The organism is Lacihabitans sp. LS3-19 (assembly GCF_024343575.1).
Lineage (GTDB): Bacteria > Bacteroidota > Bacteroidia > Cytophagales > Spirosomataceae > Leadbetterella.
Genome location: NZ_RJUA01000006.1, coordinates 107,635 through 121,860 on the forward strand (window position 1 = coordinate 107,635; position 14,226 = coordinate 121,860).

9 protein-coding genes are annotated in these 14,226 nt (G+C 36.0%); 4 read left to right on the forward strand and 5 right to left on the reverse strand.

What is annotated here, in order from left to right; translation table 11 throughout:
* Window positions 1-13: 13 nt before the first annotated feature.
* The 3 genes from leuD to bshC form a co-directional block, all read right to left on the reverse strand.
* On the reverse strand, window positions 14-625 hold the full coding sequence (leuD, locus tag EGI22_RS07870; protein ID WP_255067576.1) for a 3-isopropylmalate dehydratase small subunit: 612 nt from the start codon (window positions 623-625) through the stop codon (window positions 14-16).
* A gap of 68 nt (window positions 626-693) precedes the next feature.
* Window positions 694-2,091: a 3-isopropylmalate dehydratase large subunit gene (leuC, locus tag EGI22_RS07875; RefSeq protein WP_255067577.1), complete on the reverse strand. Its 1,398-nt coding sequence runs from the start codon at window positions 2,089-2,091 to the stop codon at window positions 694-696.
* A gap of 298 nt (window positions 2,092-2,389) precedes the next feature.
* Window positions 2,390-3,934 (reverse strand): bacillithiol biosynthesis cysteine-adding enzyme BshC, encoded by a 1,545-nt coding sequence (bshC, locus tag EGI22_RS07880; RefSeq protein WP_255067578.1) that lies wholly within the window; start codon window positions 3,932-3,934, stop codon window positions 2,390-2,392.
* A gap of 80 nt (window positions 3,935-4,014) precedes the next feature.
* On the opposite strand from bshC, the gene mnmD reads away from it, so the two are divergent.
* Window positions 4,015-4,668: a tRNA (5-methylaminomethyl-2-thiouridine)(34)-methyltransferase MnmD gene (gene mnmD / locus EGI22_RS07885; protein ID WP_255067579.1), complete on the forward strand. Its 654-nt coding sequence runs from the start codon at window positions 4,015-4,017 to the stop codon at window positions 4,666-4,668.
* Window positions 4,669-4,723: 55 nt separating this feature from the next.
* Entirely contained in the window at window positions 4,724-6,070 is a 1,347-nt protein-coding gene (locus EGI22_RS07890) for a sugar porter family MFS transporter (protein ID WP_255067580.1), read from the forward strand.
* A gap of 47 nt (window positions 6,071-6,117) precedes the next feature.
* Here EGI22_RS07890 and EGI22_RS07895 read toward each other — a convergent pair whose 3' ends face one another.
* Window positions 6,118-7,584, reverse strand: a complete 1,467-nt coding sequence (locus EGI22_RS07895) for an alkaline phosphatase (RefSeq protein ID WP_255067581.1) — start codon at window positions 7,582-7,584, stop codon at window positions 6,118-6,120.
* A gap of 46 nt (window positions 7,585-7,630) precedes the next feature.
* Complete coding sequence (locus EGI22_RS07900) at window positions 7,631-8,707, reverse strand: formylglycine-generating enzyme family protein (protein ID WP_255067582.1); 1,077 nt, start codon at window positions 8,705-8,707, stop codon at window positions 7,631-7,633.
* Window positions 8,708-9,103: 396 nt separating this feature from the next.
* Here EGI22_RS07900 and EGI22_RS07905 point away from each other — a divergent pair, with 396 nt between their 5' ends.
* Both EGI22_RS07905 and EGI22_RS07910 read left to right on the forward strand, forming a co-directional pair.
* The gene (locus EGI22_RS07905) at window positions 9,104-12,190 is read left to right on the forward strand and encodes a TonB-dependent receptor (protein ID WP_255067583.1); all 3,087 of its coding nucleotides are present in this window, start codon (window positions 9,104-9,106) and stop codon (window positions 12,188-12,190) included.
* 27 nt (window positions 12,191-12,217) lie between these two features.
* On the forward strand, window positions 12,218-14,056 hold the full coding sequence (locus tag EGI22_RS07910; protein ID WP_255067584.1) for a RagB/SusD family nutrient uptake outer membrane protein: 1,839 nt from the start codon (window positions 12,218-12,220) through the stop codon (window positions 14,054-14,056).
* The last annotated feature ends 170 nt before the right edge of the window (window positions 14,057-14,226 follow it).

The following is a 14,226-nucleotide window of genomic DNA, read 5'->3' on the forward strand; positions in this document are numbered from 1 at the left end:
TTTCAATAAATTTTTATGAGGTCTGCTTTTGACTGAATTCAGCAATCTCAGATTTCATAGATTGTAGGTAGTCAATATCATCAAATCCATTCAACATATTGTGTTTTTTGTATCCGTTGATATCAAAACCTTCTGACTCGCCAGTGGCAACTAGCGTAACTTTTTGATTCGGCAAATCTACCTCAACTTCAGCATTTGGATTAGCTTCGATTGCTGTAAAAATTTTATCCAAAAACTCTGGACTAACCGTAACAGGAAGTATTCCAATATTCAGGGAGTTTCCTTTGAAAATATCTGCAAAAAAACTTGAGATTACACAACGAAAACCATAATCGTAAATAGCCCAAGCGGCATGCTCTCTACTAGAGCCAGAACCAAAATTACGGCCTGCCACAAGAATTTTTCTTGGTGTGCCGTTGTCAGTATAGGTTGTATTGTTAAGTACGAAATCTACTTTTGGAGAATCGTCTCCATTGTATCTCCAGTCTCTAAATAGGTTGTCTCCAAAGCCTTCTCTTTTTGTTGCTTTCAAAAAACGAGCAGGAATGATCTGGTCTGTGTCCACGTTTTCCAAAGGAAGTGGGACACAAGTTGCTTTTAAAACATTAAAACTATCGTATGCCATTTTTTTTTCTTTTTTTACATTCATTTTCCAGATTTAAAGAAAATCGAAGAGAATGAATAAATGATTTTTTATAAAAATATTCTTGGGTCAGTTACAACACCTGTAACTGCAGCAGCTGCCGCTACCAAAGGAGACGCCAAAAGGGTTTTAGAGTTTGGTCCTTGACGGCCTTCAAAGTTTCTGTTTGAAGTAGAAACTGCCAACTTTCCAGCTGGGATTTTATCGTCATTCATAGCCAAACATGCCGAACATCCTGGTTGACGAAGTGCAAAACCTGCCTCAGTCAAAATATCCAAAATACCCTCTTCTTTAATCTGCGACTCTACAATATGAGAACCTGGAACTAACCAAGCAGTAATGTTGTCTGCTTTTTTACGGCCTTTTACGATAGAAGCAAATGCTCTGAAGTCTTCGATTCTACCGTTAGTACAACTTCCTAAAAATACATAATCTACAGCCTTTCCAATCATGCTTTCTCCTTCTGAAAAGCCCATGTAGGCCAAAGATTTTTTATAACTCGCTTCTCCGTCTTTTACATCTGCAGCTTTAGGTATACTTTGAGAAATACCTGTTCCTAAACCTGGGTTAGTTCCATAGGTGATCTGTGGCTCAATGTCGGCAGCGTTGTAGGTTAACTCCATGTCAAACTCTGCTCCGTCATCAGTTTTCAAAGTTTTCCAATAGGCCACTTGCTTGGTCCAATCGTCACCTTTAGGGCTTTTTTCTCTTCCTTCTAAAAACGCAAAAGTAGTTTCGTCAGGAGCAATCATGCCTCCTCTGGCTCCCATTTCTATCGACATATTACAAACAGTCATACGTCCTTCCATGCTCATATTTTCGAAAACATCACCTGCATATTCAGCAAAATACCCAGTAGCTCCAGAAGCAGATATTTGAGCAATAATATATAAAGTTACGTCCTTGGGTGTTACACCTTTTCCTAATTTACCATTTACATTTATTCTCATTTTCTTAGGCTTAGGCTGCATAATACATTGTGATGCCAAAACCATCTCTACCTCAGAAGTACCAATTCCAAATGCAATAGCACCAAAAGCACCATGAGTAGAAGTGTGCGAATCACCACATACGATGGTCATTCCTGGTAGCGTGATGCCATTTTCAGGTCCAACTACGTGTACAATACCGTTTTTGGGATTATTCAATCCCCAATGCGAAATTCCATATTTGCTTGAGTTGGTCTCTAGTGCTTTTAACTGGTTAGCCGAAAGCGGATCTTCAACTGGCAAATGTTGATTAATTGTCGGTGTATTATGGTCAGCTGTAGCAAATGTACGCTCTGGAAATAATACGCCAATTCCTCTAGATTCAAGTCCTAAAAATGCAACTGGACTAGTAACCTCGTGAATAAAATGACGGTCAATAAACAAAACATCTGGGCCATCCTCAATGTGTTTCACAACGTGAGCATCCCATACTTTGTCGAAAAGAGTTTTCTTAGACATATTTTTTTGATAAATAATTTTTCGAAAGCAAAATTGATAGAAAATGTATAGAATTAAACATTTATTTCGCTCAAAAAATAGCGATTTTAGTTCAAAGGCAAAATTGGGCTAATTTTTGTAATAAAGCAAAAAAGCGAGGAAATATTAATTTTCTCGCTTTCTCTTTATACTTAGAACCTATGATCGAATAAAAGACGCTACAAATGTAAAATAAACACTTATTATTTTTCTACTACATTTTGTGTTTTTTTAATACTATTTTGCTTATTTATAAAAACTTCTATACAAAATCGTATCTTTAAACATTAATAATGTTGAAATTGAAATCTAATGGGTCAAAAACTGAAGAAATTTTCTGGATAAACTCAGGATCATTTAAATAGAAATTTAAGAAATTCTCAGATCGTTCTTGAAGTCCTCCACCTGGAAAAAGTTTATCTTTTAATCCCTGTAATTGATTCAAAGAAGTCTCGAATTTTTTCTCTTCTGCTTTTTTGATTCTTTTTTCAAGATGTCCTAAAGCTGTGGAGTTTTTTACTTTTTCAGATTCAATTACAGCTTTTAGAGTAGCATCGACCTCTATAGCTTTTTGTGCAATATCATCAAAAAGGCTTTCAATAGCTGCAATCTCTTTTTCTAAGGATAGTGAATGTTCAGAGTTTTTTTCTACAAAATTACGCTTCAAACTTACCTCATCAAGAAATAAATCTACAGCCTTCACGCCTAATTTATCCATTCGTTTTAACGTACCTTCGTTTATAGCCAAAGCTAAATTTCGGGGTAATAAAATCGGGAAAGGCAAAAGGCTATCATCAAATATTCCCTTTAATTGCAACCAATAACTTACCTCTGAAGGCCCTCCCAAATAAGCTAAGTTAGGCAATATTGTTTCTTGATACAATGGCCTAAGAACTACATTAGGGCTTAACTTTTCAGGCGTTTTCTCTATAATTTCTAATAATTCCTCTTTACTAAAACTAATATCAGTGTTTAAAACAGTAAACTTATCTCCATGAATTTCAATCCTTTCTCTAAGATTGTTTTCCAAATAAAAGAAATTGATATTTCTAGCGTGTATCTGCGTTTTATAGCCAAGGTGTTCTAAATCAGAAGATATTTTTACAACAGCACTTTCTGCAGTATGCTCAAAAAGGTCGTTTTGCATCGCTTGAGAAAATAGTCCTTTTAGTAGTCTATCATCTCCATCAATACAAAATAAGCCCTGAGAACCAAAAAGTTCATGCATGTATTGTCTAACAGCCGCACCCAAAGTAGCGTTTTCTGAATAGGCTTTTTCAAAAACTTCAGGTCTATCTCTCAGACCTTCAATTATTTTTAATAAACCCGAGGGGTCCATTCTTCCTACTCCACCTTTTTGTTCAGTTTCCCACACATGTTTTTGACCAAACAAATTAAAATATGAAATTTCCTCAAAATCATGATCTTCTGTTGCCATCCAGTAAACCGGAACAAAATTGTAATCAGGAAATGAGGCTTTTAATTTCTTGGCTAAATTAATGGTGCTTACAATCTTGTAGATAACATACAAAGGGCCTGTGAATATATTGAGCTGGTGACCTGTGGTAACTGTGAAAGTTTTGTCATTCAACAAAATATCGAAATCTGGACTATTTTGTAATCCATTATATTGATTTTTTAAAGCCTGTACCAAAACTTCTCTATTTTCAAAAGTCCTATTGCTTATCGAATTTTTAAAGCCTTCAATATCAGGAAAATCTGTGTAAAATGGCTTTAAACTATCTTTTTTATCTAAATAATCGATGAAAAGTTTAGGGAAACTTGCAGCTTGTGATAAAGGTATTTTTGTATGTTCTACTTGCAAAATGTTATGATTTTAAATTTCAGAACAAAGAAACACATGAATGGGTTTCAAAAATTATATTTGCTATAAATTTAGCGATTATGAAAGTTAAAATAACCGAAGATGGCTCAAAGACCGTATATTCTCAACAATTTAATCAAACCTATCATTCAATTTTTGGGGCAAAAACAGAGTCTGAACGAGTATATCTAGAGCTGGGTTTTGAAGAAGCAAGTAAAAAATTTGATACAATTAAGATTTTAGAAATTGGCTTTGGAACCGGCCTAAATGCCTATTTAAGTAAAATGCACGCCGAAAAGTTTAGAATTCCTACAGAATATTTGGGAATAGAGGCTTTCCCTTTATCAGAAAAAAATTATTCGAAACTAGACACAGAATTGCAAATTTTTCATTTAGCTTCTTGGCAGCAAAATCATGAATTGTCAGAATTTTTTAATTTTAAAAAAATCAAAATCAAAACTGAAGATTTTGAAACAGACGAATCCTATAATTTAATATATTATGATGCTTTTGCCCCTGAAACTCAACCAGAATTATGGACAGAGCAAATATTCTCAAAAATGAAAAAACTTTTGGTTACAGGTGGAATACTTACAACATATTGTTCCAAAGTAATTGTGCAAAAAAACCTTAAGTATGCAGGCTTCAAAATAGAAAAACACAAAGGACCACCACATAAAAGGGAAGTTTTAAGAGCCGTCAAAGTCGAAACTCTTGGATTTGAAAAAATTTAATTATGCCGATTTTTTTTATAGTTTTGCCAAGAAATACAAAAATACCTATATACCTATGAATAAAAACACCATCATTTATTTTATTGCAGCTGTAGCAGCTACTGGCGGTCTCCTATTTGGTTTTGATACTGGAGTTATCAATGTGGCACTACCATCCCTTAGAGAACAATTGCATCTGACTCCTTCCCAAGAAAGTATGGTGGTAGGTGCGGTACTTTTTGGAGCTATGTTTGGTCCATTTATTTCTGGTTTCTTAACTGACCTATTAGGTAGAAAAAAAATCAATATTATTGCTTCTTTGGTATTTGTTTTGGGTTCAATTCTAGCAGCAATAGCACCAAACACCAATTCACTTATAGCTGGTAGGTTATTATTAGGATTAGCTATTGGTATTGTAGCTGCTACTGTCCCTCTATATTTGGCGGAACTTTCGCCGAAAGAAAAACGGGGTAGAATGGTAACATTTTTCCAATTGGCCATTACACTGGGAATCTTGCTATCTTATGTAGTAGGTTATATTTTTGGAAATGCTGAAAACGCTTGGAGGTTAATGTTCTGGGCTGGATTTGTTCCAGCAATTATCTTATTTGTTGGAATGCTTTTAGTACCAGAAAGCCCAAGATGGTTATTGTCTAAAGGACGAGATGATGAAGCTAAATCAGTTTTAAACAAACTAAGAGAGCCCAAAGAAGCTGAAGATGAGTATAATGAAACTAAAAAGCTGCTGGAAGAAGAAAAAAACAACAAATCAAGCTGGAAGGAATTGTTTTCCGAAAGATTGCGTATCCCCCTTTTTATTGGAATAGGAATATTTGCCATTCAACAATTTTCAGGCATAAATGCTATCATTTACTATTCAACCGATATTTTCAAACAATTATTTAGTGACTCAGATGCGACAATTGCGACGGTTGGCGTAGGAGTAGTTAACACTCTTGCAACAATTCTAGGCATGCGTTTTCTTGACAAATGGGGAAGGAAACCTTTGCTTTATACTGGCCTGATTGGTACAGCGGTATGCTTAGGCACTGTGGGTTTAGCATTTTATTTCCAAGACATCCTACCCGCTGGACTTAGACAAATAATGTTGGTTGGTGGAATTTACTCTTATATTATATTTTTTGCTATTAGTCTTGGGCCGTTGGGCTGGTTGCTCATTTCGGAAGTTTACCCACTGAAAATCAGAGGATTTGCCTCAAGCATGGGGAGTTTCAATCACTGGTTTTTTGACTTAATGGTGGCTATTTCGTTTCCTTTAATGAGGGCGACTTCATTGGGTGAAAACGGCGGGATTTTCGGAATCTATATGTTGGTTGTATTGCTTGGTTTGTTCTTTGCAAAATATGTGGTTTTCGAAACCAAGGGCTTAAGTTTAGAAGATATTGAGAAAAAGTATAAGTGAGATTTAAAAAAAGGTGCAAGTTTTAAAATACTAGCACCTTTTTTGATTTATAAAACCCGATCTTTCTGAAAAGCATATACTTCCTTCCCATAAATATCATGATGTCGAAAGTTTATTGAACTTTTGCTTCCGACACTTCGAAGTTCCACAGACATAAAACCCCCTTTCACCAAATGAAACCTATGGTACATTTTGTTTTCACCTGGGCTTCCTTGGGCATGTTCATCACTTGCTGCACCTATACTAAACTCGTTTAAACCTGTTTCAGGATGGACTGAATGATATTGCCAATGCCTATCCCCACATATTACAAAAAAATTATCAGGCACATTATCTTTTAACCAATTTCGTATTTCGTCTCCTTCGTGTTTAAAACCTAAATTGCTATGGTTGTCGTTCTTTTGTTTTCTATCTGGACCCACCAAAGGAGTCGGACTAACTAAAATTTTCCAAGTTGCATCGCTTTCTTTCACCGTTTTCTTAAACCAATCTTTTTGTTCTTTGCCCCAAATTGTTTTTTCTGGCCCGTCATCCATATCATTTTGAGATCTGAAATCTCGACCATCGCTTAACCAAATCTGCAAGTCTTTTCCCCATCTGAATGTACGGTAGCTTAACCCATCGTACATAGGAGCTTGTTGTCTAAAAATGTCCTGCCCTTTTTCAAATGTCAAATCACCCATAGATTCTCCAGGACTTGAGTCATCATTTAGGGTATCGTGATCATCTTTTAGCCAATATGTACCAACATTGCTATTGAATTCAACCAATCTTGGAAGGCTAAACATCCTTTCCCAATGATATCTGGCCAATCGAGGAGAATTGGCTCGCGGCATATCATTGTCATAATAAACTAAATCGCCTGTGAGGAAAGCAAATTTTGGTTTGAGTGATAACATAGAAGGATAAATTTGATGGCCATCTTTATGGCCTCTATCTGGATAGCCCTGACATGTCATTAATGTAAATATGAAATTACTCGGAATAGAAGATTCAGGAGCTGTATTAAATTGTCCTTTATGTGTAGTTATAGGGTTTTTGCCTTTTTTTAAGCTTGCTTGACTTGCGTAAAAATATGTACTACCTGATTTTAAGTTGATTAAATGAAAATGGTGAGTATAATCTGTTTTTTCAGAAACTTCTATCCATTTAGTGGTTTTTTGATCTTTTAAATTTTCTCCAATTCCATATATTAAACGGACGTATCCAAGTGTACCTGGAGTTGCACCTTCTAACTCCTCCACGGGAACATTTACGATGGGTAAGTTCCTTTTTTTATAATCTTGAGCTCTGCCTGGTATTACTAAACCTTCGTTGTTTCTGCTAGAATTCAAAGTAGAACGAACCCAAACAACGGCAGAAGAATCTGTTATTTCTCCTACTCTAGTTCCCATTGCCTGATATACGGAAGGCTGGTTTTCTAATTCAAAAAGAGGAATGCCTGAGCCTAAAAAAGCCAAAAAAGAGCTTTTTTTAACAAATTCCCTTCTGTTTACATTTTTATCTTTTATCATAAGGTTTTACTAAATTTATCGGGATACGAAAAGAACATTTTTATTATTAGAAATCTTTCGCACATCTGAAGCCAGTATGTGATATACCAGAATCTTCGCTGGATTTCATCCTACGAGATACTCTATACCCACTGCAATAACTGTCATTACATAAAAAAGACCCTCCCCTGATTACTCTCTTTGGTGTATATGGTTCGTCTGGATCCAATGAGTTTTTAGGTCCTTTAGGGTTATAAGCATCTTCCGCTTCATTATAGGCATCGAATCGATACCAATCACTACACCACTCCCAAACATTACCTGCCATTTCGTATAAGCCATATCCGTTTTTTTCGAAAGACTTAACTGGAGCAGTGCCCAAAAAACCATCCAAGTTTGTATTTTGATAAGGGAAAAATCCTTGCCAAAAATTCGCTTTTTTGTTGGCATTGGCTGCGGGTTCATTGCCCCAAGGATAAATGGGGTCATCTTTCCCTCCCCTAGCTGCCCACTCCCATTCGGCTTCGGTAGGGAGTCTTTTGCCAGCCCACTTGGCATAGGCATTGGCATCCTCCCAAGCCACATGTACAACAGGATGATTCATCCTATTTGTAATATTTGACTTTGGTCCTTCTGGGTGCCGCCAGTCTGCCCCGACGGTCCAATGCCACCATTGACTAACATCGTCTAAAGCTACGGGTCCTTGAGTAGGAATAAAAACCAAAGAACCTGGTAGCAAAATACTATCATCAGGTTTGGGTGTTCCTGGAGGTAATTGTGCCTTTATTTCTTCCCATATAATAGGACGCTCAGCTACTGTTTTATAATTAGTAGCCAAAACAAATTTTTCAAATTCACTATTACTTATTTCATGTTCATCCATCCAAAACTTATCTACCCTAACCCTATGCTTTGGGTATTCATCTTTATCCGCTTGCTCACTATTCCCTCCCATCTTAAACTCTCCACCTGGAATAATTACCATTTTGTTTTCAATTGAGATAGAATCAATTTCTATTTCTTTTGTTTCGTTTTCTACAACATAATTATTTTTATTCTCCTCTTTCTGTTTCTCCGAAGAATTACATGAAGCAGCCATAAAAACTATAAATATGATTGAAATTGAATACCGATAATTACGCATTTGAGTATACAAGATAAAATTTAGGAATATAAAAACTGAGCTTTAAATTTAACGCAATCTAATTCATTTAGACCACATCTCCATAGAAGAATGATTCTCATAGAATCTGTATAAAAGCTCAAATTTCTCGTGATTTTAAGAAATTTTAAGCCACTATTATTCTTATTCTTAGAAGTTTTAGTAATTTTTTTATCTAAAGAGCACATTTAACCTCTTCATTGATACAAGAACAACTTTATCCAAAAGCTTGATAATCCTACTTTTATATTATTGATCGTTATAAAAAATTGTACTAATTCTTTGTATAAACTATTAAAAAAATCTAGTACAAAACTTATTTATAATCAATCAAAAAATAATAATCAATTTAAATTTTAAACCCTTTAATTCAAAACTATGAAACTACTTCTTCTTAAAAGGATGATGAGATGTGGTCGCAATGCTTTGTTTATCTGCTCTCTTTTAGGGGCCTTTAAATCAATTGCCATTCCCCATGAAAATGGAGAAAAGAAAAAGCCAAATGGAACTACTAATCTGGAAGTTCGTCTAAATGGAAAAATTACAGACGAAAATAGTGAGCCTATTCCAGGGGCATCAATTGTTATTAAAGGAACTAGTGAAGGAACCGTCAGTGATTTGAATGGTAACTACAGCATAAATGCTGCAGACAATAACGTAACTTTAATAGTCTCCTTTATTGGCTATGTAAGCCAAGAAGTTGCCGCTGGGGGAAGAAACACTATAAATGTACAATTGGCACTTTCTAGTGAGCAACTTTCCGAAGTAGTGGTAGTGGGTTATGGAACGCAAAAGAAGAAAGACCTGACTGGGGCAATGGGTTCTATCCAAGCTAAAGATATCGTAAGAGGAAACCCAATTCAAGCCGCAAATGCTCTCCAAGGCCAAGTAGCTGGTGTTAATATTACTCGTGTAAACAGCCGACCTGGATCTAGCTTCGATATCACAATTCGTGGAGTCCAGAATTTTGATAATTCGCTAAATGCACCATTAGTAGTGATAGATGGTGTAATAGGTGGTAATATGGATAACCTAAACCCAGCTGACATCGCTTCGATGGATGTATTAAAAGATGCCTCTTCAACTGCCATATATGGCTCAAGAGGAGCAAACGGGGTGATTTTAATAACAACTCATAAAGGTTCTTCTGGGAAAGCAAAAGTTTCTTATAATTCTTATGTTGGCTCAAAAAGACCTGCTTACGTGCCTGGAATGATGAGTGCTAAAGAATTTTACCAAGCATATAATGTAACACGTCTTGAAGATGCCGCTGCAATAGGAATAAAGATTCCTAAACCTAGAGGATGGACTGCCTCTGAAATAGCAAATGCCGAAAACGACAGAACTTCAGATTGGATAGACTTAGCAACCAATCCTGCTCTTCAAACAAGCCATACTATATCTGTAGCAGGAGGAAGTTCTAGCACTACCTATAACTTTTCAGCTGGTTATTTGAATGAAGGTGGCGTAACTACAGGTACAAGTTTTAAAAGGTATAGTTTAAACGCTGGATTGGAAAGTAAAATATCGAGTAAACTTAAAGTAGGTTTTACTTCTTATGCTTCTTTCAGCGATCGAAACCTTCCTACTTCTGAGGTTATGCGTTCTGCTTTTAGAGCAAGACCTACAGGAACAATAAAGTATGCAGACTTAGCTGAGGCAGATCAAAAAAAGGATATTGACTTAAAAGGCAATGCCTTCTTTATGGGAATAAGCGACAATCAAGTATTTAACGTATTGACGGAGTTGGATCCTGAAAATGCCCAACACAAAACCAACGTTTCAAGTATTCTAGGTAATGGATTTATAGAATATACTCCAATAAAAAGATTGGCAATAAGATCGTCTTTATCTGTGGCTTCAAACAATACCAGAGATGGAGAATATTGGGGAAATTATACCAAAACTCAAGCTGGGACAAAAGGCAATAGGGCTCAATACCAAACCCAAAACTTAATATCATATACATTAGATAATATCATCACTTATGATTTGTTTAAAGGAGACCATGCTTTAAAGATTACAGGTTTGCAAAGTGCCTTCCAACAAAAAGAGGATGAGACAGCCATTGCTGCTCAAGCACTTCCTTTTAGATCATTATGGTATAACATGGGCACAGGAACAATAACAAGCTTTGGCTCAAATTTGAGCGAACGCTCTTTGTTATCTTTTATGGGACGGATTAATTATGCCTACAAAGACAAGTATTTATTAACTGTAACAGGTAGGTCTGATGGGGCATCTCAACTTTCTCCAGGAAACAAATGGATTTTCTACCCTTCGGCGGCTGTAGCTTGGCGTATAGGTGATGAAGAATTTATCAAAAATGTCAATTGGATTTCGAACTTGAAACTTCGGGCCAGTTATGGTATAGTTGGAAATGCGAGTTCGGTTAGACCATACGCAACCCAAGCTACAATAACACAAACTAATTATGACTTTGACGGTACTACGGCATCTGGTTTTGCTGTAGGTGCTTTGGCAAATAAAAATTTAGTTTATGAAAAAAATAAAGAGTTGAATTTTGGATTAAACTTCGGTTTTTTAAATAATAGAATATCTGGTGAAGTTGAAATCTATAAAAGAAACACTGTTGACTTAATTATAGGCGACAAATTACCAAGGTCAACGGGTTTCAGTGACGTGGTAGCAAATGTCGGAGAAATCCAAAATAAAGGAGTAGAAATTACGCTTAATACGGTAAATGTCAACAAGGGTAATTTCAGATGGAACACAAATTTTACCTTAACCAAAAATAAAGATCAGGTAACAAAATTAGCTGGAGGAATAACCGAAGATATTGGTAATTTAAGATTTGTAGGTGAATCTGTTTACCCTTTGTATAGTTGGGTATTTGATGGTATCTGGCAATTAGATGAGGCTGAAGCCGCAAAAGCATTTGGTCAATATCCAGGAAATGTGAAAATTAAAGATTTGGATGGCGATGGTGTTATCACAGACAAGGACAGAACAATTGTTGGAAAACAAACGCCTGATTTGTTGCTTGGAATGCGTAACAATATGAATTATAAGAATTTCGATTTTTCGTTTTTCCTCTATTCAAGGAGAGGTTTGAGTTATAGTAATAACTTTTTAAATGGTACATTTGGAGATATTGGAAGTGACAGATATAACCATACCACTGAATTAGATATTTGGACAAGTACAAACCCAAGCAATACCTACTTTGGACTTAATGGGTCAGGGAATTCAGGAAATGCCAGACAAGCATTGAGTATGCAAAAAGCTGATTTTGTAAGACTTTCAGATGTGACTTTAGGATATAAATTATCTGGAAAAGCATTAGACAAAATGAAATTCTCTAATTTCAGAGTTTACGCTCAAGTGACTAATCCAATGGTGTTTACAAACTTCCTTACGTTTAACCCTGAATATAATTCAAACACCGCTAATGATGATATTTCATCTAAAACATTTTTATTGGGTTTGAACGTATCATTCTAATATTATAAAACATTAAAAAGTATAAAAATGAAAAAATATATAAAGTGGAAATTTATAGCTTCTTTAATTTTCTTGTCCAGCAATTTTGCTTGTACGGATTTTTTAGATGAAGTTTCGGTTTCAAATCAAACAGCTGACAATTATTATGTTACAGCAAAGGGTTTTGAAGATTTAACGCGTTCGATATATCCGCTATTGAGAAATATAACGCAGCAAAGAAGTCTAATTTTAAATGGAACAGATATATTCGCTGTAAACAGCAGCTGGGACGGTGCTGGCCCGACTGGAGACCCGATAGATTTATACAATCAAGGTTTTGCTTCTACATTGACTTCTGTCTCTGACTTGTGGAATTTATTATACCTCGAACTGAACCGTGCCAACACTGTTATAAGCAGAGCTGATTTGGTAGAAGGTATAAGTGCTACAACGAAAGCTTCTAGCGTAGGAGAGGCAAAGTTTATTAGAGCTTTAATGTTGTTTTATTTAGTACAACAATGGGGCGATGTGCCTATGCCTCTCGAAGAAACAACAACCGCAAATAAAGAAGTAGTTAGAGTACTATCTGCTGATGTTTATACGCAAATAATCAAAGATTTGACTGATGCAGAAACTGCCTTACCTTCTCAAGCTTCTACCGATTGGGGAAGAGCGACTAAGGGTTCAGCCCAGTTTTTACTCTCTAAAGTATATCTTACCCGAGGATGGAACTATAATAATTCTTTAGGTGGTTCGGCGGCGGACTTCACCCAAGCTTTGGCTTATGCTGATAAAGTAATTGCAGCTTACCCAATGGTTGCAAACTATAAGGATTTGTTTCCAAAGCGTTCAGAGAATCCTCTACTGGAAACAAATAATCCGGGAACGCAAAAAGCCCGTAATTCAGAGGTGGTTTTTGCAATTCAATACAATACAAATGTATTGACAAATTCTGGTGACCCAGCATACCCTGCCACGGCAGTAGGCAATGATTTACATTCTGTTTTTGGTAATGACCCTGGTGATACTCCAGGTGCTCCTTCAGCTAGAACGGGAGAGTATAATCGCCATCAAGGTAGGCATCATGTTACCCCAGCAATGTACCGTATGTACGATCCAGATATCGATACGAGATACGATCATAATTTTGTAGAAAAAATTTATGCATTAAATGATAATTCTAAATTTGAAGCCAGAAAAGGCGTTGTTGTGCCTATTAAAAAGGGTGATGTTACTATGGAATTCAGACCTTGGAATAACCCAGTGACTGATATAGCTGACCGCGGTATGGACATTGAAGGTGGAACAAAACCATATTCGGTATTGAATACTGATGAGTTTGGAGATAATCCTCAAACGAACTATCATGGTGGTGACCGTGCCATGATGATGTGGAAGTTTTGGGAGCCTGGTATTGATTATGGAGATGCCTTTGGAACTTTTGACTTTGCACTTTTCAGGTCAGCAGAAGCCTATTTAATAGCTGCTGAAGCAAAACTAAAAGGTGCTACGGGCGGAAACTTAGGAACTGCTGAAGATTATTACAATAAAGTTTTAGATAGAGCTTTAGGTAGCAATAAAGATAAAGACCCTATGCAGGCAGCAGCACCAGAAAATGTAAAATCATTGGACGCCAAATCGTATAGAGCGGTAGCTGGGAAATTGGACATAGATATGATTTTAGATGAAAGAGCGAGAGAGTTTATGGGAGAATATATGCGTTGGTTTGATTTGAAACGTACAGGTAAGTTAATTGAGCGTGTAAAAAAATACAATCCATGGACAAATGCGGCAGGAGCATTGGAAGCTAAACATTTAGTTAGACCAATTCCTTTGAGCGAATTAGATTTGGCGAGTAATCCTATAGTTCAAAATCCCGGTTATTAAAAGTTAAAATTGAATAAAATAGATCAAAAACTAGGGCCATTGGCTCTAGTTTTTTTAGTTTTAGAAGTATTGAAATACTCCGGTTAATTTTTGAATCAAATAATCTTTATTCAAAAATATTAATCCATTTTTGATTGTACTTTATCGAAGCCTAAGAATTAAAAATGACC